The sequence below is a fragment of the Marinomonas spartinae genome, from assembly GCF_900089775.1.
Classification (GTDB): Bacteria; Pseudomonadota; Gammaproteobacteria; order Pseudomonadales; family Marinomonadaceae; genus Marinomonas; species Marinomonas spartinae.
The window spans coordinates 1-24,427 of the sequence record NZ_FLOB01000010.1; the positions used below are offsets into that span (position 1 = coordinate 1).

Annotated in this window: 25 protein-coding genes; 9 read left to right on the forward strand and 16 right to left on the reverse strand. The window is 43.8% G+C overall.

Annotated elements, in window-relative coordinates; translation table 11 throughout:
• Positions 1-351: 351 nt before the first annotated feature.
• The 7 genes from msrQ to MSP8886_RS16820 all read right to left on the reverse strand — a co-directional run bounded on the left by msrQ (position 352) and on the right by MSP8886_RS16820 (position 6,894).
• Positions 352-957: a protein-methionine-sulfoxide reductase heme-binding subunit MsrQ gene (gene msrQ / locus MSP8886_RS16790; RefSeq protein WP_067018573.1), complete on the reverse strand. Its 606-nt coding sequence runs from the start codon at positions 955-957 to the stop codon at positions 352-354.
• A 1-nt stretch (position 958) separates the two neighbouring features.
• Positions 959-1,951, reverse strand: a complete 993-nt coding sequence (msrP, locus tag MSP8886_RS16795) for a protein-methionine-sulfoxide reductase catalytic subunit MsrP (RefSeq protein WP_067018575.1) — start codon at positions 1,949-1,951, stop codon at positions 959-961.
• A gap of 121 nt (positions 1,952-2,072) precedes the next feature.
• A complete protein-coding gene (gene pssA, locus MSP8886_RS16800; RefSeq protein WP_245659129.1) occupies positions 2,073-2,804 on the reverse strand; it encodes a CDP-diacylglycerol--serine O-phosphatidyltransferase in 732 nt (243 codons plus the stop codon).
• Between the two features lie 80 nt (positions 2,805-2,884).
• Positions 2,885-4,168 (reverse strand): glutamate-1-semialdehyde 2,1-aminomutase, encoded by a 1,284-nt coding sequence (gene hemL, locus MSP8886_RS16805; protein WP_067018578.1) that lies wholly within the window; start codon positions 4,166-4,168, stop codon positions 2,885-2,887.
• A 65-nt stretch (positions 4,169-4,233) separates the two neighbouring features.
• Positions 4,234-4,656: a protoporphyrinogen oxidase HemJ gene (gene hemJ / locus MSP8886_RS16810; RefSeq protein WP_067018580.1), complete on the reverse strand. Its 423-nt coding sequence runs from the start codon at positions 4,654-4,656 to the stop codon at positions 4,234-4,236.
• A 1-nt stretch (position 4,657) separates the two neighbouring features.
• The gene (locus MSP8886_RS16815) at positions 4,658-6,334 is read right to left on the reverse strand and encodes a chloride channel protein (protein ID WP_245659125.1); all 1,677 of its coding nucleotides are present in this window, start codon (positions 6,332-6,334) and stop codon (positions 4,658-4,660) included.
• Positions 6,335-6,462: 128 nt separating this feature from the next.
• Positions 6,463-6,894: an Lrp/AsnC family transcriptional regulator gene (locus tag MSP8886_RS16820; RefSeq protein ID WP_067018584.1), complete on the reverse strand. Its 432-nt coding sequence runs from the start codon at positions 6,892-6,894 to the stop codon at positions 6,463-6,465.
• 180 nt (positions 6,895-7,074) lie between these two features.
• Here MSP8886_RS16820 and yjeH point away from each other — a divergent pair, with 180 nt between their 5' ends.
• Both yjeH and luxS read left to right on the forward strand, forming a co-directional pair.
• Complete coding sequence (gene yjeH, locus MSP8886_RS16825) at positions 7,075-8,349, forward strand: L-methionine/branched-chain amino acid transporter (RefSeq protein ID WP_067018586.1); 1,275 nt, start codon at positions 7,075-7,077, stop codon at positions 8,347-8,349.
• 65 nt (positions 8,350-8,414) lie between these two features.
• On the forward strand, positions 8,415-8,927 hold the full coding sequence (gene luxS / locus MSP8886_RS16830; RefSeq protein ID WP_067018588.1) for an S-ribosylhomocysteine lyase: 513 nt from the start codon (positions 8,415-8,417) through the stop codon (positions 8,925-8,927).
• A 117-nt stretch (positions 8,928-9,044) separates the two neighbouring features.
• On the opposite strand, the gene MSP8886_RS16835 is transcribed toward luxS, so the two are convergent.
• Positions 9,045-9,680 (reverse strand): LysE family translocator, encoded by a 636-nt coding sequence (locus MSP8886_RS16835; RefSeq protein WP_245659126.1) that lies wholly within the window; start codon positions 9,678-9,680, stop codon positions 9,045-9,047.
• Between the two features lie 180 nt (positions 9,681-9,860).
• Complete coding sequence (locus MSP8886_RS16840; RefSeq protein ID WP_067018592.1) at positions 9,861-10,496, reverse strand: LysE family translocator; 636 nt, start codon at positions 10,494-10,496, stop codon at positions 9,861-9,863.
• Between the two features lie 403 nt (positions 10,497-10,899).
• Between MSP8886_RS16840 and MSP8886_RS16845 the strand changes: the two genes are divergently transcribed.
• A complete protein-coding gene (locus tag MSP8886_RS16845; protein WP_067018593.1) occupies positions 10,900-11,775 on the forward strand; it encodes a DMT family transporter in 876 nt (291 codons plus the stop codon).
• A gap of 6 nt (positions 11,776-11,781) precedes the next feature.
• Here the strand turns inward: MSP8886_RS16845 and MSP8886_RS16850 are convergent, their stop codons facing one another.
• From MSP8886_RS16850 to MSP8886_RS16860, 3 genes are all read right to left on the reverse strand, one after another.
• Positions 11,782-12,237 carry an Lrp/AsnC family transcriptional regulator gene (locus MSP8886_RS16850; RefSeq protein WP_067018595.1) on the reverse strand — a complete coding sequence of 152 codons (456 nt, stop codon included), beginning with the start codon at positions 12,235-12,237 and terminating at the stop codon, positions 11,782-11,784.
• Between the two features lie 108 nt (positions 12,238-12,345).
• Positions 12,346-12,837 (reverse strand): acetolactate synthase small subunit, encoded by a 492-nt coding sequence (gene ilvN / locus MSP8886_RS16855; RefSeq protein ID WP_067018597.1) that lies wholly within the window; start codon positions 12,835-12,837, stop codon positions 12,346-12,348.
• 1 nt (position 12,838) lies between these two features.
• Positions 12,839-14,551, reverse strand: coding sequence for an acetolactate synthase 3 large subunit (locus MSP8886_RS16860; RefSeq protein ID WP_067018599.1), 1,713 nt, complete (start codon positions 14,549-14,551; stop codon positions 12,839-12,841).
• Between the two features lie 449 nt (positions 14,552-15,000).
• On the opposite strand from MSP8886_RS16860, the gene MSP8886_RS16865 reads away from it, so the two are divergent.
• Positions 15,001-15,261 carry a hypothetical protein gene (locus tag MSP8886_RS16865; RefSeq protein ID WP_067018601.1) on the forward strand — a complete coding sequence of 87 codons (261 nt, stop codon included), beginning with the start codon at positions 15,001-15,003 and terminating at the stop codon, positions 15,259-15,261.
• An 81-nt stretch (positions 15,262-15,342) separates the two neighbouring features.
• On the forward strand, positions 15,343-16,416 hold the full coding sequence (gene queG / locus MSP8886_RS16870; protein WP_067018603.1) for a tRNA epoxyqueuosine(34) reductase QueG: 1,074 nt from the start codon (positions 15,343-15,345) through the stop codon (positions 16,414-16,416).
• Positions 16,417-16,468: 52 nt separating this feature from the next.
• Here the strand turns inward: queG and MSP8886_RS16875 are convergent, their stop codons facing one another.
• Both MSP8886_RS16875 and MSP8886_RS16880 read right to left on the reverse strand, forming a co-directional pair.
• Positions 16,469-17,767 carry a GGDEF domain-containing protein gene (locus MSP8886_RS16875; protein WP_067018605.1) on the reverse strand — a complete coding sequence of 433 codons (1,299 nt, stop codon included), beginning with the start codon at positions 17,765-17,767 and terminating at the stop codon, positions 16,469-16,471.
• Positions 17,768-18,019: 252 nt separating this feature from the next.
• Positions 18,020-18,880, reverse strand: coding sequence for an acyl-CoA thioesterase (locus tag MSP8886_RS16880; protein WP_067018607.1), 861 nt, complete (start codon positions 18,878-18,880; stop codon positions 18,020-18,022).
• A 193-nt stretch (positions 18,881-19,073) separates the two neighbouring features.
• On the opposite strand from MSP8886_RS16880, the gene moaA reads away from it, so the two are divergent.
• The 4 genes from moaA to MSP8886_RS16900 all read left to right on the forward strand — a co-directional run bounded on the left by moaA (position 19,074) and on the right by MSP8886_RS16900 (position 22,406).
• Positions 19,074-20,069, forward strand: coding sequence for a GTP 3',8-cyclase MoaA (gene moaA / locus MSP8886_RS16885; RefSeq protein ID WP_067018609.1), 996 nt, complete (start codon positions 19,074-19,076; stop codon positions 20,067-20,069).
• Between the two features lie 13 nt (positions 20,070-20,082).
• Positions 20,083-20,622, forward strand: coding sequence for a molybdenum cofactor biosynthesis protein B (gene moaB, locus MSP8886_RS16890; protein WP_067018611.1), 540 nt, complete (start codon positions 20,083-20,085; stop codon positions 20,620-20,622).
• Between the two features lie 5 nt (positions 20,623-20,627).
• Positions 20,628-21,833 carry a molybdopterin molybdotransferase MoeA gene (locus MSP8886_RS16895; RefSeq protein WP_067018613.1) on the forward strand — a complete coding sequence of 402 codons (1,206 nt, stop codon included), beginning with the start codon at positions 20,628-20,630 and terminating at the stop codon, positions 21,831-21,833.
• 144 nt (positions 21,834-21,977) lie between these two features.
• Entirely contained in the window at positions 21,978-22,406 is a 429-nt protein-coding gene (locus tag MSP8886_RS16900; protein ID WP_067018615.1) for a HepT-like ribonuclease domain-containing protein, read from the forward strand.
• 34 nt (positions 22,407-22,440) lie between these two features.
• Here MSP8886_RS16900 and MSP8886_RS16905 read toward each other — a convergent pair whose 3' ends face one another.
• Together MSP8886_RS16905 and serB are read right to left on the reverse strand one after the other, a co-directional pair.
• Complete coding sequence (locus MSP8886_RS16905; RefSeq protein WP_067018617.1) at positions 22,441-23,361, reverse strand: LysR family transcriptional regulator; 921 nt, start codon at positions 23,359-23,361, stop codon at positions 22,441-22,443.
• A gap of 53 nt (positions 23,362-23,414) precedes the next feature.
• Entirely contained in the window at positions 23,415-24,335 is a 921-nt protein-coding gene (gene serB / locus MSP8886_RS16910; protein ID WP_067018619.1) for a phosphoserine phosphatase SerB, read from the reverse strand.
• Positions 24,336-24,427 lie beyond the last annotated feature (92 nt).

Here is a 24,427-nt window from a genome sequence, read left to right on the forward strand (position 1 = left end):
AAGTTTGCTCACTCAAATTCTTACACTAACAATAACTTAATCGATTCATCATCTAAAACAACAAATCAACATAAAGCGAATTGACGTGTTTGACTCTCGTAAGACTTCAATTTTTTTGATCGCTCAGCGCTCCACTCAGTAAACTAAGCAAAACCCTGTCGATCTTCTGAAGGTCTCAGCGAGCGCCCACACAAATTATCTGATTATCTATTTTAAAGAGCGTCTGACTTAACTTTCTAACAAAGAGAACTCATTAGAAGCGAACAACATTTTCTTAATTACTTATGAAGCGTTGCTCATGTCAGTGGGTGCGTATGATACATCCTAAAAAACTTATGGCAAGTATTTTTTCTAAGTTTTTTTTAAATACTTTTTCCATATCGGCAGAGTCGGTATTTTAGAGACAAGGAGCGGCACTAAAAAAACAGAAAACCAAATAGCTAATGAAGTGTCATCCTTCACTTGCCACCATAAATGAGCAATAACAGCGATAGCTGAAAGGTACATAAGGCGATGAATTGACCTCCATCTTCGACCTAACAGGCGCATCATTCTTTTTGTACTGGTTATTGCTAGGACTGCCATAATGACCAGTGCAATCATGCCAACATATATATAGGGCTTTTCAATCAGATCCGAGCTAATCCAAGTCCAACTTAGGCCAGCAAACAAAACCAGATAGATAACAAAATGAAGCAATCCATAAAAAAAAGCCGTTAAACCGATAAAGCGACGGTATCGATTAATAACACGGAGCGGCTTGATTTTACCAATCCAGGTCATAGACAAAACCGCCACAACATATACCGAAGCCCAAATACCACTCAGCCTCATCAACAACTTTCCTGGATCAGGAAAATATTGCCCCATTAATAATGACACAAACATCCAGACAAAGGGCAAGCTGAACAATATGAGTACATAAGGCTTTTCTCTTCTATCCCAAAATGCCGCCACGTTAGTAGTTCCTTCTTAAGTCCATTCCCTTGTACAGACTTGCTACTTCTTCCGCGTATCCATTGAACATTTTTGTGGGAATCACATTTGGGAATAACACCCCACCAGGTAATCGACGCTCTTGCTTTTGAGACCAGCGAGGGTGGTCTACATTTGGATTAACATTGGCATAAAAACCATATTCACTTGGAGCTAACATGTTCCATGTCGTCTGTGGCATTGTTTCAACAAAGCGAATTTTTACAATGGATTTGATACTTTTAAACCCATATTTCCAAGGCAGCACCAAACGCACTGGAGCACCGTTCTGATTGGGTAAAATACTTCCGTACATACCAACGGTAAACATCGCCAATGGATTCATCGCTTCATCCATTCGTAGCCCTTCACGATATGGCCAATCCAATGACACACCACCTTGTTGCCCTAGCATTTCTTTAGGATCATAAATGGTTTCAAAGGCAACGTATTTAGCCTTTGAAGTAGGTTTAAATCGCTTTAAAACATCGCCTAGAGAGACACCAACCCATGGAATAACCATCGACCAAGCCTCAACACATCGGTGTCGGTAGATACGCTCTTCTAACGCGGATGCTTTAATAATATCGTCAAGGTTAAAGACACCTGTGTGCTCAGCCTCACCTTCCACCGTCATGGTCCAAGGACGTGTTGTAAAATGTGAGGAGTATTCTGATGGGTCACTTTTACCATAGCCAAATTCGTAAAAGTTATTATAAGTCGTTGCTACATCATAGGGCGCAACCTTCTCATTTTTACCAAAGGAGGTTTCTGTAATCCTCCCAAAAGCATCAGCCAACGCGGCAGGTGGCTTAAGCGGATTGCCACTTTGTAGTGCTGCAAAAACATTACTTGCCCCCAGCCCAAGCGCTATACCTCCAGACGCCCGCATAAATTGACGACGATTGAGATAGACTTGCAAGTCTGTCACTTCAGACTCTAAACAATCAGACGCTTTTTTATTTTTGATAATCATCTCGATACCCTCTCTTCAGTCAACTAGTAGACTGCTTATTGTTAGGATAGTTCCTCTACATCAAAAAAAGGCCCTCTTACATTATTGTAAGAGAGCCTTGTTCTTGATTTTAAGTATCAAATTAACGAAATTTTGCCGATACCCTGCCCATCAGACCCCACACCCCATACAGACAGAACAAGCCCATTAATACAATAGCAGGTTCCAATGCCGCGATAACGAAAGCCAATACCGCGATAAGCAGCACAACAAATGGTACTCGTCCCTTAACATCAAGGTCTTTAAAACTACGATATTTGACATTACTCACCATGAGTAAACCGACGATAGGAACAAGCAATGCCATGATTTCTGCTAGGCTCGCGCCCGCTATTCCAGAATCGTTTGCCGCCCAGATGACACCCGCTACAATGGCTGCGGCGGCTGGGCTAGGTAGCCCTGTAAAATAGCGTTTATCTTCCAAACCAATCATGGTATTGAATCGTGCCAGACGCAGTGCCGCTCCGACCGCATAAATAAAGGCAGCGATCCACCCAACTTTTCCCAAAGGTGCTAGCGCCCAAGTAAAGGCGACCAGTGCTGGTGCCAATCCAAAAGACACCATGTCTGCAAGAGAATCATATTGAGCACCGAAGGCGCTCTGAGTTCGTGTCATGCGGGCTACCCTGCCATCTAGACCGTCAAATACCATCGAAATAAAGATGGCGACAGCTGCGTGAGTAAAATTCCCATTCATCCCAGCGATAATAGAATAGAAACCAGAAAAAAGTGCTGCTGTTGTAAACAAATTTGGTAACAAATACACCCCTTTATGAGGCTGTTTCAACTCAACACTGTCTTCACTACTCTCCATTTCGTCTGGTGAATCATGCAATGAACGCTTTTCTGTTTCTTCTACCGACATTTCAAATACCTTTTCGAGAGGTTTCTTCATTAAATCAACTTAGCAAAAGAACGTTTAGCCGCTTCGATTGTATAATCAATATCTTCATTTGTGTGGGCCTGAGAGATAAAACCTGCTTCAAACGCAGCCGGAGCAAAGTACACCCCTTCTTCCAACATATAATGGAAGAACTGTTTAAACCGCTCAGTATTACACTGCTGAACTTCAGCAAAACTTGTCACTTTATCTGCTTCAGTGAAGAAAAAGCCAAACATGCCACCTTCGTTCACGACGCAAAAAGGCACACCTTGCTCATCAGCCACCCGCTTTAAGCCGGTCACTAATCTATGTGCTTTTTCCTCTAACTGTGCATGAAAACCCGGCTCGCTAATTTTGTTTAGTACCGTCAACCCCGCCACCATAGCAACAGGATTTCCCGACAAAGTACCCGCTTGGTACACTGGCCCCAGAGGCGAAATATGCTCCATGATGGCTCGTTTACCACCAAACGCACCAACTGGCATGCCAGCACCAATAACTTTACCTAACGTTGTCAAATCAGGGACAATATCAAAGCGCTCTTGAGCCCCACCTAACGCGACACGAAAGCCTGTCATCACCTCATCAAAAATCAATACGGCCCCAGACTCATCACACACTTGACGTAATGTTTCTAAGAACCCCTCAACAGGAGGGACACAGTTCATATTACCTGCTACTGGCTCCACGATAACACACGCAATTTGATCGCCAATATCAGCAAAACACTCTTTAACTTCCTGGCTATCATTGTATTGCAAGGTGACGGTATGCTGAGCAAGATCTGCTGGTACTCCTGGCGAATTCGGCACACCAAGAGTCAATGCACCTGACCCCGCTTTCACTAACAACGAGTCAGAGTGACCATGATAGCACCCCTCGAATTTCACAATTTTATCTCGCCCGGTGTAGCCACGAGCCAAGCGGATTGCACTCATGGTGGCCTCTGTCCCCGAGTTCACCATACGAACCATATCCATGGAAGGCACAAGCTCACAGACTTTTTCTGCCATGGTGATTTCCACTTCGGTAGGGGCTCCAAAACTCAAACCTTCTTCAATTTGCTCACGAACGGCCGACAAAACATCTGGATGAGAATGCCCCAAAATCATTGGTCCCCAAGAACCAACATAGTCGATATAGCGCTTTTTATCTTCATCATACAGATAAGCACCCTGCCCTTTTTGAAAAAACAAAGGCGTTCCACCAACACCATTAAAAGCTCGCACTGGTGAATTAACACCACCAGGAATACGATGTTGGGCTCGTGCGTATAAATCTTCTGAACGGCTCATAATTCCTCTAACTTCTCAATTAAAATACTGTAATAAGTTGGTGCAAAGTCACGCGTCAACTTAAATTAAAATGGTTTAACAACTACCAATATAACGATGGCAATCAACAAAATAACGGGCAGCTCGTTAAACCAACGATAAAAGACGTGGCTTCGAGTATTACGGTCTTCTGCAAATTTTTTCAGCAACCGACCACAAGCATGATGGTAACCTAACAATACCAACACTAACGCAAGCTTGGCATGAAACCAACCAGCATGCATATAGTAAGAGGGATTGTAAGATACCAGCCACACACCAAACACAATGGTCGCAATCGCTGATGGTGTCATGATACCTCGATATAACTTGCGTTCCATTATTTTGAAGCGAGCAATACTTTCAGCATCTGTACTGTTTGCGTGATAGACAAATAAACGGGGTAGATAAAACAGTGCTGCAAACCAGCACACCAAAGAAATAATATGAAACGCTTTAACCCACAACATCCTAACGATCCTTAAATAAAAACTGATCCATCGCCCGACGGGAAATGACACTTACCTGCTGGGATTTAGAAAATACCACCAAGACATCAGACGCTTGTGTTTGATGAAACCAATCCGCAACAGAGGCTAACGAGTCGGGATCCTCAAGTTTGTCGATAGAGGTAGACTCAACCGCTTCAAAAAGGTTCATCAGTATATGATCGCCTTCGGCAACAAGCCAAGGCTGAGGCCCCTGATTCAATGCTTCAAGAGCTTCCACCATATGAGCGCGTCTGGCAATACGCCAATTATCATCCACTCTAAAAGCTGCGAAGTCTAGGGTACTTGCCCCTAAATCTTTTACTTCTTCTGGGGATGCATAAGCAGGTAACACAACCACCTCCTCTGATACCGGCTGAACACTGTGCAGCATGAGATGGTGTTTAAACGGATTTAATGTATGGGACAAGCCTGCAAAATGCAGTCGCGATACAAACACTGACTCTTCTTGAAAGATCAGCCTCATGATCAAGCAAGCTAATACAATGACGAATAGAGCAGGCACAATGGCCTCAGAAGAGTGCGTCATTTCCACCACGGTAATTAATGCTGTTAAGGGGGCTTGGAAACAAGCGGCCATCATGCCTGCCATACCCAATAAGGCAAACAGGGCCAACTCATGATGAATCCCCATCCCAGCGCCAAAAACAGAGGCCACCTGAACTCCCGCAACGCCCCCAATAATTAACGTCGGTCCAATCATGCCACCAGGAATGCCTAACCCAATGGTAAAAGAAGTAAGCAGCGTTTTCGCCACTAAAAAGACCAGCAAGGAATACATCAAGGTTTCACCTGATAAAGCCTTAACCAAGGGATCATATCCCCCACCCAAAATTTCAGGTAAGTAATAAGCAGCCAAGGACGTGACCATCGCCACAAGAGAAAATCGCGTCCAAATGGGTAAGCGACTTAAAGGCCATAGTATTTTTTGCACCCTATTAAAGAGCAAGGCTAAAACAACGATGGAGAGTACCAACGTTAAACATGCCAGTAAGAGATCTAGATTTAGTAAGGTGGCAGAAAAATCACTGACCCGAAAAACACTTAACGCCCCCAAAAAATATTGACTAACCAGCATCCCCACCACAGAGGAAAGTAAAACAGGCAACACATATTGCACTCGGTATTCTAAAAAAATAACTTCAAAGGCAAATAAAACGCCCCCTAACGGGGTCTGAAACGACGCGGCTATTGCGCCAGACACACCGCAAGCCAATAGGGTTTCAACACCAAATTGGGGTAAACGGTTCCGTTGAGCTAACAAACTACCAAAGGTTGCGCCTATATGAACGGCAGGACCTTCTTTACCTATTGATAACCCCCCCGCCAAAGCAATGGCGACGGAGAAAAATTGTACGATACCATTCACCACGGGCAATACCCCTTGGTGATAATTCAAACGTTCAATGACATAAGGAATGCCCAGCTTATGATATTTAGCAGGCAGCCAAATGAAAAATACGACCAATACAAAACAGGAAATGATTGGCAATAAAGCTCTCTGCCAATCAGGCATTGCCGCAAAACCATCTTCACCACCAAACATAAAATGTTCAGCAGGCCACTGAACAAGCCAATAAAGCAGCACCATTAGTAGGCCACTCAAAATGCCGCACACAGCCCCCAACCAAGACAACAAAAGTAAATCTTCGTTGCTCTTAATGTTTTTGAACCATTTATCCTTTAGATTTAACGGAGTCAGAGCACTACCTCTCTTAGGAAGATATTAAAAACGACAAACAAACGCATTTTATAAGGTGTCCAGTTCTAATAACGATCTAATCGTCTTGCCAGACACATATGTGTCACCACTTTATGAATATTCGGCCAAGAATCAATATCACTACGAATATCATGTAGACGACTCATGGTCGGCGCTTCTACTAATAAAATAAGATCCACATCACCACTAATAGAATGCGCTAACTTTATTTCGGGTATCCTATCAATATACGGCTGAATAAGCTGACATGATAGAGGACGAAAAGTCAGTGCTAAATAAGCAGTAACAGCTTGAACAGAGTCTGCTTTAATATGTGCATGATACCCTGTAATCATGCCATTCTCTTCTAAACGCCTAATTCGATCTGCAACCGCCGAACGAGACAAATTAATTTGTTTACTTAATTCAGTAACAGAACGCCTTGCATCATCGACTAACAGGGCAATTAACTTTTGATCATATTTATCTAATTGCATGTATTACAACTCTTTTATGTGTTCAACACTAATAGTGGCAATCTTTCCAAAACCATCAATATGAGCGTCATTCCGTGAAAATGACGGGATATGCCCTCTGTTTGCTAGATCCACTCTCACACGCATTCGCCTATGATGCTCTTATGCGCTCGTGCTCACCTTGATTATCAGGATAAACTCATGAAATATCAGAAAACCTTAGGGCCGATTCAAGGCATGGCAATGACCGTCACGACGTTTGTTGGAACAGGACTCATGCTATTGCCTGCTTTATCAGTGACCAAGGCAGGTGCTTTTTCCTTCTATGCTTGGCTAATAACCGCATTCATCTCCCTTCCCATTGCCTTTGTCTTTGCATTTCTCGGTAGCCGATTCCCCTCCGCTGGAGGCGCATCGCATTATATTGGTAAACAGTTTGGAGAAACAGTAGAGCGTGCCGTAGGGTGGCTATTTCTCAGTATTTTATTAGTCGGTCCAACCGTGGCGATCAAAATTGCAGCGGCGTATCTTGCCGTGGCACTCAACCTAGACGAACGCTACATTTTTGCACTGAGTATTGCGACCTTACTTATTATGACACTGTATGCCTTGGCTGGGGCTGAAAACTCATCTAAAGCACAAGTATACATTGTCATCTTGTTAATTCTCTGCGTTATCACCCTCGCTTGGAAAGGCAACTTAAGCGCTGCCACCACTTCTATAGAGACACCTCGCGATTGGCTAAGCTGGAAAACAACGCTCTTGTCCATTGGCACCATCTTTTGGTGTTTTCTTGGCTTAGAAGTCATGGCTCACTTAGGCGCGGAATTTAAAAACCCCGCGCGGGATTTTCCGATTGCTCTATTTGGTGGTATGACCATTGTAGTGCTCCTATACCTCATCGTCGTATTATTAGTCAGCTATCATCATACCTATGGTGACGACCTCACTAATAGCCAATCGCTCGCCTTGTTAGTTGGCCATCTATTTGGTGAAAACACTAAACGCCTCTTTGCTGGCGTAGCCTTTATCATCGCCTTTACCAATGTTGGTATGTATCTGATCGGATTTGCTCGAATGGTTCAAACTTTGGCAGCAAAAGGAGCTCTTCCATCAACCTTTGCGCCCTTATCGAAAAAAGGCTCCCCCACCCGCGCGGTCATCCTTGTTAGCTTGGTAAGCTTACTTTCCTTGCTTACCTTTCATTATAGCGATGGTGCTATGAGTATGTTAATAGAGATGACCAATGGTGCATTTATTTTGATTTATGGCCTGACCTCAATCACAGGATTACACCTATTAAAAGGCAAATACCGACTCTTTGCCGTCTTGGCTTGCGGCTCGAGTCTATTAGTCGCCTCCTTCATGGGGACGAACCTGCTCTTTGCGCTCAGTGCCTTCTTACTCGCCATACTGTTTGAGCACTATAAAGAAAGAAAAAGACGCATTCATGCTCCAAAAATTCATGTACAATAGCTTCCATTAAGCAGAACATTTACCAGACATGTCTAATGACATGACGCTATTAGCAGGAGAGTAATATGCCACTATTAGACAGTTTCCGCGTAGACCATACACGTATGCATGCCCCAGCCGTTCGAGTTGCAAAATCCATGTCGACACCAAAAGGCGACGATATTACCGTCTTCGACTTACGTTTTTGTGTACCAAACGAAGAAATTCTTTCTGAAAAAGGCATTCATACACTAGAGCATTTGTTTGCTGGCTTCATGCGCGAACACCTAAATAGCGATAGTGTTGAAATCATCGATATTTCACCTATGGGTTGCCGAACAGGCTTCTACATGAGCCTTATTGGTACTCCCTCTGAAAACGCTGTCGCTAACGCTTGGAAAGCCGCCATGGAAGACGTATTGCAGGTGAAAGCCAAAGCCGATATTCCAGAGCTAAATGAATATCAGTGTGGTACTTACGAAATGCATTCTTTAGAAGAAGCGCAAGACATTGCGAGGAAAATTCTAGACCGTGATGTAAAAGTAAACAGCAACGAAGAGCTGTATCTTAGCGAAGACTTCTTAAAAGAACACAGCTAAGACCTGTTGCTATGCACAAATTAAAGGCGGCTCCATGTCGCCTTTTTTAGATCGAAAAATCTAGGGGATTTTAAATCAGCATTCAACTGATTTATTTTCTTTCCATTTAAAGAAGCATTAACTTCGACTCGAAGAGGCCAGTAACATACTCGCAAGTACGAATAAGCTTCCCATTCCCTTATTCAACCTAAGCATGCCTTTTTGGCTTTTTATCAAACGCCGAATCTGTTTACCACTTACCGCATAAATATAGGCAGCAATAAACTCACACAAAATAAATGTCATGCCAATTACAAAAAACTGAGGGGCAACTGGGCTGTTCAAATCAAGAAGTTGTGGAAAAATCGCAGTAAAAATCAAAATGGCTTTGGGGTTACTGATCGCAATCATAAATTCTTGTCGAATTCTGGGAAAGTGCCCACGAGAAACGACACTGTTTTCTGACTCGTGTTCATCCAGCGTCATCGCAGCGCTACGCCATGTTTTAATACCAATATAGAGTAGATAAACAACGCCAGCCCACTTAACCATGTTAAACCAAAACATGGATGACACAATGACAGCGCCCAATCCTAAGGCGGACACTGTCATCAAAATCATAAAGGCAAGATTACGTCCAGATGCGGCAGCTACTGCTTTTCTTGGCCCTACCTGCATGCCGTTATACATGGCAGTAAAATTATTTGGCCCTGGAGACAAAGCCAACAATAATAAAAAGGGCGCAGTAACCAACCAAAGATGCCAGCTCATCATTTCTTTCCTTCTAAACCCAAAAAATTGATCAATAATAAAACAATAACGAAATCGTTATAGGAGTGCAATTTGCTATTACTCCGTGAAGGCATTATGACAAGGTTTATCCAACAAACTCGTATTTTGGACAAAAAAATCGGAGCCAATGCTCCGATTATTTAACTGTCTATAAGAAGAAAATTAAGCTCGCGTCGCCATGGCTAGAAATGCACTCGCCGCAACAAATATACCACCCATACCACGGTTGAGGTTTTTCATTCCCTTAGGGCTACGAATCAAACGTCGAATTTGTTTGCCGCTCATAGCATAGACATAAGCCGCAATAAATTCTGTCATACAAAAAGTCAGCCCCATCCAAAAAAACTGCATGGGAACAGGCTGAGTTAAATCCAGCATTTGAGGGAAAATAGCGGTAAACAACAACACCGCTTTAGGGTTACTAATCGCTACTAAAAACTCTTGGCGTATTCTTGCCCTATGACCTCGTTTCGCCCTTGTACCATTTTCCATTTCATGTTCTTCAAGCACTACTGACGCACTGCGCCACGTTTTTACACCCACGTAAAAGAGGTACAGCACCCCAACCCATTTCACAACGCTAAACCAAAATGCAGAAGAGACAATGATGGCCCCCAGACCCAGCGCCGAAATCAGCATCAAAATACTGAAAGCAACATTTCGCCCTACTACAGCAATTACCGCTTTCGTGGCCCCCACCTGGATACCATTGTGCATGGCAGTAAAATTATTTGGCCCTGGTCCTAAAGATAGCAACATCAATAATGGCGCCATAGCCAACCACATACTAAACGTCATAGAAATTTATACCCTATAAAAAGATAAACCGCAGCAAGAAAACGGCGGTTAGAATGGTTTTTCACTTGAAGTCTAATAGCCGTTAAAACAACACATTAAAAACACCCATCAGACCTCTGAATTCGGGCGCAACTTTACCCTGTAATTCCACCTATGTCAGCCCTCACGGGAGCCTTTTACTACAGAAAAAAGTGCAGTTATTAAGGTTATTGAATATCGCGACAATAAAAGCTAATGACACGACGGAAACAAACCAAAGGAAAGCGATGAATTTACTTTAAAATCGAAGGAAAGCGCCCAACAAAACTTTTCATTTTAACTTCTGGTGAATCCTTCAAGCCTATAAAATAGGCTCTCCTATCCGCTCAAGAGCAACCTAACACTATAAGGATGATTCACCATTATGCTCATTTCACAGCTATTTTTATGGACAACCGCAGCGATTTGGGGCTTTGCTTTCGTTGCTCAAACAGTAGGGATGGACAGCTTAGGGCCATATAGTTTTAACGCCGCACGTTTTCTATTAGCCACCTTATCTTTACTGCCGCTACTGTTTATTTTTAAATCCAAGCAGCAACAGGATAAGAAGCATTTGTGGTTAGGCGGTATTTTAGGAGGAACCTGTCTGTTCTTTGGCTTTACGTTTCAGCAAGTTGGCTTGCAATATACAACGGCAGGCAACGCGGGTTTTATCACCAGTATGTATATTGTCTTTGTGCCTATCGTAGGTATATTACTTAAGCATAAGGTAGAGTCTCATACTTGGCTGGGCATTATTTTAGCGCTCATTGGCTTATATTGCTTAACGATTGGCCCGCACTTCAATATCAATAAAGGCGATGCAATTGAACTGATTGGCACCCTGTTTTGGACAGGACATGTCATCATTATCGGCTATTTTTCTCGCTATGTTTCGGCCGTTCCGTTGTCCATCATTCAGTTTCTCATAGCAACCATCTTGGGGACTGTAACCGCTTTTTTCACAGAATCGCCAGCTCTAGCTGACTTTGAAATGGCATGGTGGCCATTGGTGTACGCTGGTGTTGCTTCCTCCGGCATTGCCTTCACCTTGCAAACCCTTGGTCAACGTAATGTATCGGCCAGTATCAGCGCCTTAATTTTATCGTCCGAAGCGGTGTTTGCCCTCATCGGCGGATGGCTTTTGATGAACGAAGTATTATCGACTCGTACCTTAATCGGCTGCGGGTTCATTTTGTTGGGCATGATTATCAGCCAGTGGCCACGCCAAACTAAAGCCGCTGCTATCTCGGTTGCTTAAGCGGCCTCATTCTGCCACTTGATCAATACCAAGTGGCATTTTTCGATCAACGGGTGTTGATAAAATCATCATCGTATTGGTGTCACTTAAATCAATTAAGCGCTCTAGCAGTTCATCCAGCAAGGACATAGAGCGCACGGCTACCTTTAAAATAAAGGCATAAGGCCCGGTGACATTGTGGCATGAGATCACCTCATCCAGACTTAAAACCAGCGCTTTAAATTCACGCTCTTTGGTTCGGTAAACCTGACATTCAACCAAGGCCGTAATGGGAATACCAACTTTCTCCAAATTGATTGTTGCACCGTAGCCCGTAATAACGCCCGATTCTTCCAGTTTGCGCACTCGCTCTGCAACCGCTGGCGCAGAGAGGTGAACCAGTTTTCCTAACTCGGCATAGGTTAGGCGAGCATTTTCTTCCAATGCTTTGAGCAACTTCCAACTCGTTCTATCGATCTCCATTCACTTTACCTTTCTACATCAGTCAATTTCTACCCGTCCATTGCGACATGACACATAAAAAAACCGCGAACAAGCGCGGTTTTTATGACAGTCATTTTTTCATCGCCGCTATAGAGACAATGTCTTTTCACCACGAGCAACACCGGATACACCAGTACGCACCACTTCCAGTAAATGCGCACCACCCAATGCTTGTAGGAAACCATCTAGTTTGTCGGATTCGCCAACGACTTGAATCGTATAAATAGAGGGCGTCATGTCAACAATATTACCGCGGAAAATATCTACGGTACGTTTCACTTCCGCCCGTTGCGCGCCAGTGGCACGAACTTTTACTAACATCAACTCTCGCTCGATGTGCTGACCTTCCGTTAGGTCCACCAGCTTAACTACATCGATCAACTTATTTAGCTGCTTGGTAATTTGCTCAACCACTTGATCAGAACCAAACGTTGTCAATGTCAAACGAGACAGAGTGCCATCTTCCGTCGCGGCGACGTTCAAAGACTCAATGTTAAAGTTACGCTGAGAAAACAAACCGACCACGCGCGACAAAGCACCGGGCTCATTTTCCATCAATACAGAAATAATATGTCGCATGTTAGGTTCGCTCCGTCTTGCTCAAGAACATATCGCGCATAGAACCACGAGGCACTTGCATTGGATAAACGTGTTCTTCTGGGTCCACATAGCAATTGATGAAAACCAACTGGTCAGTCATGGCAAAAGCTTCTTCCATCTTACTATCAAGCTCATCTTTCGTACGAATTTCGACGTATTTATGACGATAAGCATCCATCAATACTTTAAAATCCGGTAATGAATCCAAGTAAGAATTAGAATAGCGCCCTTCATAGTTCATATCTTGCCATTGACGAACCATGCCAAGGTAACCATTGTTCAGGCAGAGAATTTTCACAGGCAAACCATACTGCAAGCAGGTAGAAAGCTCTTGAATATTCATTTGAATACTGCCTTCACCGGTGACACATACAACGGTTTCTTGCGGAAAGCTCATTTTGATGCCCATCGCCGCAGGCAAACCAAAGCCCATCGTACCCAGACCACCTGAATTCACCCAGCGATTTGGTTTATCAAATTTATAGTACTGAGCGGTAAACATCTGGTGCTGACCAACATCAGAAGCGACATAAGCATCCCCTTTTGTTGCACGCCAACACGCTTCAACGGCCGCCTGAGGTTTGATTTTTTCACTGCTGGTATCATAGCGACCACCATGAACCGAACGCCATTCAGTAATCTGTTTCCACCAATTAACCAGTTCCTCTGTATTCGAAGTTTGCCCTTCTATTAGGGACAACATTTCGTCAAGTACCTGCTGTACAGGACCAACAATAGGCACATCTGCACGGATGGTTTTTGAGATCGCGGCAGGGTCAATATCAATATGAATGATTTTGGCGCTTGGACAAAACTTATCAGGATCATTGGTTACACGGTCATCAAAACGAGCCCCCACAGCTAAAATAACATCGCTGTGATGCATCGTCATGTTGGCCTCATAGGCGCCATGCATACCTAACATCCCCACAAACTGACGATCCGTTGCAGGATAACAACCTAAACCCATTAAGGTATTGGTCACGGGGAAGTTCAAGGCTTGAGCCAAATTCGTCAGTAAATCCGACGCTCCCCCCATAATCACGCCACCACCAGCATAAATAATAGGGCGTTTTGCTGCCAACAGCAGATCTACCGCCTTTTTAATTTGACCACTGTGGCCTTTTGTTGGCGGCGTATAGGAACGAATAGAGACAGATTCAGGGTATTTGTACTCGTATTTATCCCCTGGCATGGTCATGTCTTTTGGCACATCAATGACCACTGGACCTGGACGACCCGTGCTGGCAATGTGATACGCCTTTTTCATAATCATTGGAATTTCAGCAGGATGCTTTACAGTGAAACTGTGTTTCACAATTGGGCGAGACACCCCGACCATATCGGTTTCTTGGAAAGCGTCTTCACCGATCAAGTAACTCATTACTTGCCCACAAATGACCACCATCGGAATGGAGTCCATATAAGCCGTTGCAATCCCTGTCACCGTATTGGTCGCACCGGGCCCTGAGGTCACAAGCACAGTACCAGGTTTGCCAGTTGCACGAGCATAGCCATCGGCCATGTGCGTTGCCGCCTGTTCATGTCTTACCAGAACGTGCTTTACATCGGATTGACGATGCAAGGCATCGTAAATATGAAGAGCGGCACCGCCCGGATAACCATAGATATACTCAACTCCCTCATCTTTAAGGAAGCGGGCGATCATTTCGCCACCAGATAATAACTCCACTTTGTTACCCTCTATAGTATTCATCTGTCTGCTAATTCTAATCATCATGTTAGTGCAGCTATTGTAACCGCATACGACAAACAGATTAAAGTTGATAAAACGAAGTTTGCTAAACTAATGAGGCAACCAGAAAAAAAGTAACACTCAAACGCAATAAATCGCAGTTTTTACACTGTCCGCGTCTTTTCGCGAGGGGAATAAAATACGGTATACTTAACCCTATTCTATTTGTGCTAATCAGAGTCTATCTGATTGAGATGGGCTGATTGGCCCATAAGAAGAAGTCTTCGACAGGGTGTTGTCGAATTAATTGAATCCCAATTTTCGCAACACAACCAGAGACTGTCAACTAGAATATCTCTATACTAAGAAAAAGAGCGTGGATAAGACTTGCCCTAAAAAACACTTCGTGGTGTGATAGCGGCATAATTTGACTAGGAGTTTTGAACATGGCTAATGAGCTAAGCCAACAACGAATTATTGATGAATTCTTACGTTGTTTCCGAAAAATGTTGATGGATCCAGAGCTTGCTGGGGAGTTAATTCGCATTGCGAAAGAAAATATTCATGAGCCGAATGCCTACCAACGTATTGCTGAAGAAGTGTCTAATCAAACGACTTTAAAAATACAAGAAAATCATACCGAGGCCGACCGTATGTTCATCAAGCTACTGATGGACGTGGTAAAAGGCGACTCGCAGCTTTATTGATTTATTATTTAGTGATTTATTGCTTCTGATTAGACGGCTAAATGGCCGTCTAATCCCACAAAATACCGATTGGCTATTCTCTTGTTACCACCTGCGCTTTCTCATCCTGACGACCTGACTAACTTAGCAAACCAGATAAAACACTGGGCCGTTGAGTTTGGTTTTGCCGATGCTCGCATTGTCGCCCCTGATCTTGAACAATATAAAGAGGGTTTTAAAAAGTGGTTAGACAACGGCTATCACGCCGGAATGGACTATTTAGCCAACCATGGTGATATGCGCTTCCATCCAGAACAACTACACGCGGGCACACGTCGGGTCATTTCCCTACGCATGCACTATTTGCCGCAATCGGTTGAAACCGTTGAGCGACTTAAAACAAAAGAAAAAGCTTACATAGCCCGTTATGCACTGGGGCGTGACTATCACAAACTCATCCGCAAACGTTTAAACCAGTTAGCAAAAAAGATTCAAGAAGTAATCGGTGACCATGGCTATCGTGCTTTTGTCGATAGTGCCCCTGTACTAGAAAGGCAAATTGCTGAACAAGCAGGCATGGGCTGGATTGGCAAAAACACCCTGTTACTGACACCCAAAGCGGGCAGTTGGTTTTTACTCGGGGAGATTTTCACCAACCTCCCCCTGCCCGTCGATCAGCCCACCAGAACTCGACATTGTGGCAGTTGTTCCGCCTGTTTGACTCAATGCCCAACGGATGCATTTGTTGAGCCTTGGGTACTGGATGCTGGCAAATGTATTTCCTATTTGACCATTGAGCATAAAGGCCCTATTCCTGTTGAACTAAGAAGCAAGATGGGCAATCGTATTTTTGGTTGTGACGACTGTCAATTAGTCTGCCCTTGGACAAAGTTTGCCAAACACACCGAAGAAGACGACTTTCAACCCCGACATGATCTGGATTCAGAAGATCTGATCACGTTATTTGCTTGGGACGAAGAGACGTTTTTAAAAAATACTGAAGGGTCACCGATCAGGCGAACTGGCTATGAAAATTGGCGACGAAACATTGCGGTGGCATTAGGTAATGCCCCCTCTAACAAAGAGACGATCGACGCACTCAAAAAAGGGCTAGTAAGCAGCTCTGAATTGGTCAATGAACACATTCATTGGGCCTTAAAACAGCATCAACAATAAGATGACATATTGAACACTCATTATCATCTAGGCCTAGCGCACCTAAGCTTGGTTAGGAGATTCCCTTTTCATCCGGACCTGTGTCTACTATAACTTGGTTCCGGCCCGTATTTTTGGCTTGATACATGGCAGCATCAGTCCGCTTTAATAAACTCATACCGCTTTCCCCAAGCAATAACTGGGAGACCCCAACGCTCATCGTAATATGGATAGCAGGATCATCAAAAGACGCTTCTTCCAAATGTTGTCGCAGTGTTTCCGCTATATGTTGTGCCTGATCAATGGCAATATGAGGCAGTAACACTGCAAACTCTTCCCCTCCCCAACGGGCAACAATACCATCGTTCATCACAACACTTTCAAGCAGCTTGGCGGTGACGTATAAGACATGATCACCTACTTGGTGACCAAACTGATCGTTTACGCGTTTAAAATTATCCAAATCAATTAACAAAAGCGACAAATACGTTTCTTTATGTTCGGCCATGGCCACATGCTCTCTAAATAGCAGATCAAAGCGCGTTCGATTATAGACCTGAGTTAAAGAGTCGGTATTGGCAAGGGTATAGAGTTTTTTATTTAGCTGCACCAAAGTCATATTTTTCTCTTCAAGACTTTGCGTCTTTTGCGCCACTTTTTCCTCTAACTGACTGTTTAACTCAGATAGTTCCCGACGCGAAGCCGCCAAACCATGAATGATTTTATTCATGCCATTAAGTATCCATTGATACTCTAAAAAGCGTAGAAACTTTGCATTTCCATACAACCTTTTAGGATCATCTAAATTCATTTGGCTAAGCTCTTGCTGTATTCCACTGACTGCCATTCCTAAGCCTCTAACGACGAAATAGTATAGCAGTAGATAGATAATAGCGGTCTGAATGAAAAGTAACCCCATATACCAAAGCAGCCGATGAATAAACACTCGCCACACTTTATCGTTAGAGACATATGCGCTGAGTCGCATAGACTGGTTTCGCGCAGAAAAAGGGTACACCCAGGTTTCTAAAGCAGATGTTTCCTTATTAATATGATCTAAAATGGGAGTGTAGTGATCCGCTGATTGGAGAAAGATACCTTTAACACCTTCACGATCCAACTGGTGACACACCTCAAAAAAAAGCCCGCTGTCATCAAGAGACAGATCCGTGCTGCCTAATGACGTCACTGAAGAGCCTTTAATTTGTTGAATCAATAGATAAATTGTATTATCGATTTGGCGCTTCTGTTTCTCTTGCACTTCAGCATGATAGGCGAATAGTAAAGCACCATAGACAATAACGCTGATAGTGACGTAGCACCCCAATATATTACATGCAACAAAATGGGTAAAACGGACACACTTCGTCACAGTGGATCCCCAACAACTTGCACCAGCATTAACATCTAGAAGTCTATCCCCTTAATATTGACGATCTATCACCCTCTCCAAGCTGTGAAAAGCCAATACATTTATTCATATAGAAAGTTTTTATCACCACGCCCAAGCTTTACTGAGCCTTAATCAACGAGCAATAATCATTAAATAAAAGCCTCTTATTTTTAGGTCATTTCAAGCCTATTTTCGACTTAAGCAAAATGACACAAACCTCGATACGATTACTTACTCCCCGTTATATCTTATTAACCCTTCTTGAGCGGTCGAGGCAACCAATTGCCCACTGCGATTAAAGATCTGCCCTCTCGCAAACCCTCTAGAATGACTGGCAGATGGCGAGTCAGCCACATATAAGAGCCAATCATCTAAGCAAAAATCACGGTGAAACCAAATAGCGTGATCCAAACTGGCAACATTTAAGTTAGGATTATTAATCGAAATCCCGTGCGGCAATAACGCAGTTTGGATAAAGCCATAATCGGTCGTATACGCCAACATAGACTGATGTATTAACGGATCTTTTGGAAGTGCTTCAACACTACGAATCCACATATGTCGACGCGGCATATCAGGACGTGGCCGAAATGGATTTTGATTTTCCACTACCCGATACTCTATTGGTCGATCGGCGGTAAACAGGCCTCTGACCTTTTCAGGAATTTCATTGGCGTGAGCGCGATACAAGCTCAACTCTGATTGAAAACACTCTGGACCTGGTACATTAGGCATAGCAGCCTGGTGATCCAAACCCATTTCTTCAATATGATACGAAACCGTCATGGCTAAAATGCATTTACCAAACTGATTCGCCGTAACACGCCGCAAACTAAAACTTCGTCCATCACGAACCACCTCGACATGATACTCTATGGGCTGACTGGAATCCCCTGGACGTAAAAAATAGCAATGTAATGAGTGAGGATGACGATTTTCAACAGTCTGAGTGGCTGCGCTTAACCCCTGACCAACCACTTGACCACCGAACACTTTGGGAAATCCAATATCTTGACTACGCCCCACAAAATGGTGTTCTGATACTCGCTCTAGCTTTAATAAATCAATCAAATGATGAACGACATTATTCATATCACTTCCTCTTCTACCCTCATATACGATTTTAAAGGCACTTTACTACATTCTGAATAGTAATTATCGAACGGTCTGGACTAACAACCCAGTTAAATCTGATACACTCAATGATAATTCAATTATAAAATGCATTGTATGACTTAGCAGCGTCAATGCTAGAATACTCACAGACTTAAAAGGGGAAATTCTGTTGACTACATCGTCATTAATCGATCCATATGGTCGTCGAATTGACTACTTACGCATTTCTGTGACTGATCGCTGTGATTTCCGCTGCACTTATTGTATGGATGAAGACGTCATCTTCATACCCAAACGCCATATCCTCTCTTTAGAAGAAGTGGTTCAAGTCGCTAAAACTTTTATAAAAATGGGCACCAAACGCATTCGTATTACGGGTGGCGAGCCACTGGTCCGTAAAAACCTTTTATGGGCTTTAGAACAAATCGCTAAGACCGATGGCCTTGAAGAGCTCACTATCACAACCAATGGTTCGCAATTAGAAAAGATGTCACAAAGCTTATTGGATGCGGGTGTCTCTCGTATCAATGTCAGTCTAGACACACTCAATGCAGAACGTTTTTTCAAACTCACCCGGCGTGATAAGTTTCAACAAGTGATTAATGGTATCGACAAAGCGACGTCATTGACATTCAAAAGACTGAAATTAAACAGCGTGATTCTGAAAAACCATAATGATGACGAGATCCAAGCCCTTGCAGCGTTTGCCCTTGAGCGGGGAATGGACATTAGCTACATTGAAGAAATGCCCTTGGGTATGATTCACGACCATGACCGTGCTGAGGCTTACCTATCCAGTGATGATATTATCGACAGGCTCGGGCAGCATTTTGTCTTAACAGAATCCAACTTAACCACAGGTGGCCCGACACGCTACTACAATGTGGCAGGCTATCAAAATAAAATCGGCGTTATTTCGCCCCATAGCCATAACTTTTGCAGTGACTGTAACCGCGTTCGTTTAACTGCAGAAGGCCGATTATTACTGTGTCTTGGCAACGAACACTCAAAAGATTTAAAACCTTTTTTACGCTCCCCATCCCTTGCACCTGGCACGTTAGAAGAAGGCATTATCAGCGCCCTTGCTTTAAAGCCTTACCAACACCACTTTAACCTTGAAGATCCGCCACAAATATTGCGCTTTATGAGCGCAACTGGAGGCTAACGCAGGAACTATTATGAGTAAACTCCCAACCCCTTTCCGTCCTTTAAACATCTGTGTCCTTACCGTATCAGACACACGGACTCTAGCAGAAGATACTTCAGGTGATGCTCTGATTACCATGCTTGAAGCGGCAGGTCATCACTTTATTGAGCGAGCACTCGTTCGAGACGATATTTATGACATGCGTGCTGTTGTTTCCCAATGGATTGCCGACAAAAAAGTACAGGTTGTCCTGATCACAGGAGGCACAGGCTTTTACTCTAGAGACAGCACCCCAGAAGCGATGATTCCTTTATTTGATAAGCAAGTTGAAGGCTTTGGAGAGCTGTTTCGTCAGATATCCTATGAAGAAATCGGCACCTCCACGATACAGTCAAGAGCCGTTGCTGGACTGGCAAACAACACCTTAGTCTTTTGCCTGCCTGGATCGACTGGCGCCTGTCGAACCGCTTGGAATGGCATTTTAAGAGAGCAACTGGATTCAACACATCGTCCCTGTAATTTTGTAGAGCTGTTATTGGGAAAATTCCAACCGAGCCTACATGAGGTCTAACAGGTATGCCTGAACTTTTACCCTTTGAAGAAGCCTTAAAGGCCATCGAAGATGGTGCCAGCCAACTGGTCGCCAGCGAAGCTATTCCGTTAATGGACTCTTTAAATCGCATTGCGGCGCAAGATATTTGCGCCCAACAAGCGGTTCCCGCTTTTGATAACAGTGCGATGGATGGCTATGCTTTTTGTATTGAAGATTGGCAAAGTGATAAATGCTTTCCTGTCAGCCAGCGTATTCCCGCTGGTTACGCACCAGAAAGATTAACCCCTAATACCTGCGCACGAATTTTTACTGGCGCCAACATTCCTACGGGTGCCAATATTGTCGTGATGCAAGAAGAGGCAGATGTCTCAAAACAGGGTGTTCGATTTCCTTTTTCCAAGAGCAACTCTCCTAAACAAGGAGATAATATTCGACCCAAGGGGCAAGACATCCAGCTAGGACAAACCGTTTTAGCCAAAGGGACAAAAATCACACCTATGCATATTGGTCTTTTGTCTAGCCTTGGCCTCACCGAACTCAAGGTTTTTAAGCCGCTTCGCGTCGGCATATTAACCACGGGGGATGAATTAGTCCCAGCAGGCCATCCCCTCCAAAAGGGTCAAATCTATAACTCTAATGGTCCTATGCTAATGGCTCTTGTACGGCATTCTGGTTATGTGGTTGCCAATTGTTTACATGCCGAAGACACGTCAGAGGCAACAGAAAAAGCGATAACAGAATTACTGCAATGTAGTGATGTGATTTTATCATCTGGCGGTGTTTCCGTTGGAGAAGAAGACCATGTAAAAAGTATTTTGCAAAAATTGGGTTCAGTGCACCTTTGGAAAATTGCCATTAAACCTGGCAAACCATTGGTTCATGCAACCCTGAGTGGCATCCCATTTTTAGGATTACCCGGTAACCCCAGCTCAACATTAGTGACGTATCATTGGTTTGCAAGACGGTTATTGGCAAAAAGTGCTGGCCAGTCCCTTACTTGCGATAGACCCTACCCTGTGGTCGCAGGCTTTAGCCGAGAAAAAACCATCAAACGAGATGAATTTATTCGCGTTGCCATTGGTGACGATGGCCTCGCTTATGCTCACCCACAGCAAAGCTCTGGCGCGTTACTCGCCGCCTGTGAAAGCCAAGGCTATTTACATATTAAAGCGCACTCTAACGTCGAGTATGGCAATCACTACGACTTTTATCCTTTTACTGGCTTTTAAAACCGCTCCCCTAACTCTAAATAAGTGTAAATGTGCTTTAAAAGATAGTGCTTACGATAATTTAAACTAAACTAAAAAGAGTCCACTAGGGCTCTTTTTGTTGTCACCACCCCACATCCGTTAACGAGCGTGGAGAATGCATTTATGCGCGATATAGAATGGGAACAATCACTTTATCGTCACCAGCACGATATGATCGTCAGGCTAGATAAATTTAGAAAGCGTGACAAAAGCCTCACTTTAACAAAAGACGAAAGCATGGCCATAGAACATGCCTTTCAATTACTGGTCGCCTCCATGTTAGATCTAGCCCGCTATGTATTAAAGCACCATTATCATGTGGACATCTCTTCTCGCGACGAGGTATTTGCGCAGCTAGTCTCACATAATGACGTCACCTTGCAGCAAGCAGAACAAATGCGTTTTTTAATCACATTAAGAGATAAAGTCTTACACGACTACTTATCCGAAAATTTTGACATGCTAGAAGACGCCATGAGTTTACGGCGCTATAGCTTAGTTGAAACACTTACACAAGAATGGCTAGCACAACTGGATAACAACCTAAAATAAAGGAGCTAAGAATAAGGAGTGAAAGTCAAAAGGCTTATACCTTCTCTTCAATAAACGCTTTTCTAAACAAACCACGAAACCACTGATGAGCAGGATCATGCTGAAAACGCTCATGCCATATCATAGAATAATCAAACTCTCGGCTTTTAAACGGTAGTTGGTGCATTGTCAACCCAGGAATCGTCGCCATAATATCTTGAGCAAACAAACAGGGTACGGTTAACAATAAATCACTGTCTTTCACCACCCTGGCCGCTGGCACAAAGGTTGGTAACTGTAAAGACACATGACGCTTATGCCCTAACCGCTCCAGCTCCCTATCCACAGCAAAATAGGCACGGCGCCCCAATACCACCTGCACATGGTCTGCTTGCAAATACCCTTCAAGCGTCAACTCAGTTTTGATATTAGGATGGTTTTCACGGGCTAAACACACCATACGATCGCTTTTTAACCGCATGGCTCGCACACCAGCTGGAGGCTCTTTAGATAACACAGCCACGGCTAAGTCAATATCAACTTGATCCAGCTCTTGGGCAACATCCTCATCCCATGACTTCACATCCAACATCGCATTGGGAGCTGACTGCTGAAAAACGTCCAAAATTTTTGGCAAGACTGTCAAGGAGCCAAAATCGGTCGTCGAGAGAACGAAGCGGCGCTGGCTGGTTTGAGGAATAAAATTAACGGGCTGCAGTAATCGCTCTAAGCCCGCTAATGTTTCTTTCAGAACTGGCGCGAGCTCTAACGTCTTTGTGGTGGCGGATAGTCCATGGGAAGTCCGAATAAACAAAGGATCGTCAAACACATCACGTAGGCGTGCTAATGATCGACTAACTGCTGGCTGAGATACATCCAATCTTATCGCGGCCTTGGTCACATTTAACTCTTCAATCAAAACCTGAAAAATATACAAAAGGTTTAAATCAACATCTGATAACCTGACTTCTGACAAAAGAATACTCCGATCGCAGGACTCTGCTTATTCTATTGGGCAAGGCCCTACTGTTATTTTTCTAAAATCGATTTTATATCACTACTGGACAAACCTAGAAGATATAAAATGCCATCTAAGCCTAATGTATTCATTGGGCAGGGTGCTTGCTTTCTGACAAGAGGCTTAGCATGTAAAGCAACACCTAATGCTGCCTTTTTAAGCATTAATAAGTCGTTTGCACCATCACCACATGCAATCGTCTGGGACCATCCACACCCTGTCTCTTCCACCAGTGTGTCTAACAAGTCTGCTTTACGCTGCGCATCGACAATAGGACCAATATGCTTGCCCGTTAACTTGCCATCGATGATTTCCAGAACGTTCGCATGAGCCTCCTGCATTTGATACTCTGCACAAACACGATCTGCAAAGAAGGAGAAACCACCAGATAGAATCGAGGTATGCCAACCAAAGTGGTGCAACACCTTCATTAAGGTAGCAATGCCTTCCATATGGACGATACGTTGGTATACGCCATCCATTACATCACAGCTTAACCCTTCTAATAAAGAAAGGCGCTGAACAAAACTCTCGACAAAATCAATCTCGCCACGCATCGCGCTTGCTGTAACCGCCGCGACTTGTTCGCCGATGCCCATCTCTATTGCCAATTCATCCATGACTTCTGCTTTGATCAGGGTTGAATCCATATCAAATACGGCGACACCCGACTGGCGAATATCCAGCGTGGACGATTGATAAATATGATCAATTTGCGTGTCGTCTGACCGCATCAGCAACTCTTTACGGAAGCTCTCTAGGCGATCATCCGCTATAGGGCGCGCTAACGTCATACGCACAACGGATATGCTTTCTGATTCCTGAGTTAAAAAAGCCGCATGCCCTTCAACGTCTTGTTCCTTTAGCCATGCAGTAAACCGAGTCAGATAACTCGCATCAAAAGCCCCTATTAACGTAATATTCGCAGACATAGTCACTCCTTACAAAGAATCCGATAACTATAACAAATCAGCTCGCAGAAACTAAGCACTTGACGGTACAACATACGAACACCAATGATTTA

Coding starts and splice junctions, on each gene's coding strand:
- serB (WP_067018619.1), bottom strand. CDS start 24,335: ATGTCTGCGAATATTACGTTAATAGGGGCTTTTGATGCGAGTTATCTG.
- yjeH (WP_067018586.1), top strand. CDS start 7,075: ATGAAATATCAGAAAACCTTAGGGCCGATTCAAGGCATGGCAATGACC.
- MSP8886_RS16865 (WP_067018601.1), top strand. CDS start 15,001: ATGGCTAATGAGCTAAGCCAACAACGAATTATTGATGAATTCTTACGT.
- MSP8886_RS16820 (WP_067018584.1), bottom strand. CDS start 6,894: ATGCAATTAGATAAATATGATCAAAAGTTAATTGCCCTGTTAGTCGAT.
- luxS (WP_067018588.1), top strand. CDS start 8,415: ATGCCACTATTAGACAGTTTCCGCGTAGACCATACACGTATGCATGCC.
- MSP8886_RS16850 (WP_067018595.1), bottom strand. CDS start 12,237: ATGGAGATCGATAGAACGAGTTGGAAGTTGCTCAAAGCATTGGAAGAA.
- moaB (WP_067018611.1), top strand. CDS start 20,083: ATGAGTAAACTCCCAACCCCTTTCCGTCCTTTAAACATCTGTGTCCTT.
- hemJ (WP_067018580.1), bottom strand. CDS start 4,656: ATGTTGTGGGTTAAAGCGTTTCATATTATTTCTTTGGTGTGCTGGTTT.
- MSP8886_RS16880 (WP_067018607.1), bottom strand. CDS start 18,880: ATGAATAATGTCGTTCATCATTTGATTGATTTATTAAAGCTAGAGCGA.
- MSP8886_RS16835 (WP_245659126.1), bottom strand. CDS start 9,680: ATGATGAGCTGGCATCTTTGGTTGGTTACTGCGCCCTTTTTATTATTG.
- msrP (WP_067018575.1), bottom strand. CDS start 1,951: ATGATTATCAAAAATAAAAAAGCGTCTGATTGTTTAGAGTCTGAAGTG.
- MSP8886_RS16895 (WP_067018613.1), top strand. CDS start 20,628: ATGCCTGAACTTTTACCCTTTGAAGAAGCCTTAAAGGCCATCGAAGAT.
- hemL (WP_067018578.1), bottom strand. CDS start 4,168: ATGAGCCGTTCAGAAGATTTATACGCACGAGCCCAACATCGTATTCCT.
- MSP8886_RS16900 (WP_067018615.1), top strand. CDS start 21,978: ATGCGCGATATAGAATGGGAACAATCACTTTATCGTCACCAGCACGAT.
- MSP8886_RS16840 (WP_067018592.1), bottom strand. CDS start 10,496: ATGACGTTTAGTATGTGGTTGGCTATGGCGCCATTATTGATGTTGCTA.
- pssA (WP_245659129.1), bottom strand. CDS start 2,804: ATGGAGAGTAGTGAAGACAGTGTTGAGTTGAAACAGCCTCATAAAGGG.
- MSP8886_RS16845 (WP_067018593.1), top strand. CDS start 10,900: ATGCTCATTTCACAGCTATTTTTATGGACAACCGCAGCGATTTGGGGC.
- ilvN (WP_067018597.1), bottom strand. CDS start 12,837: ATGCGACATATTATTTCTGTATTGATGGAAAATGAGCCCGGTGCTTTG.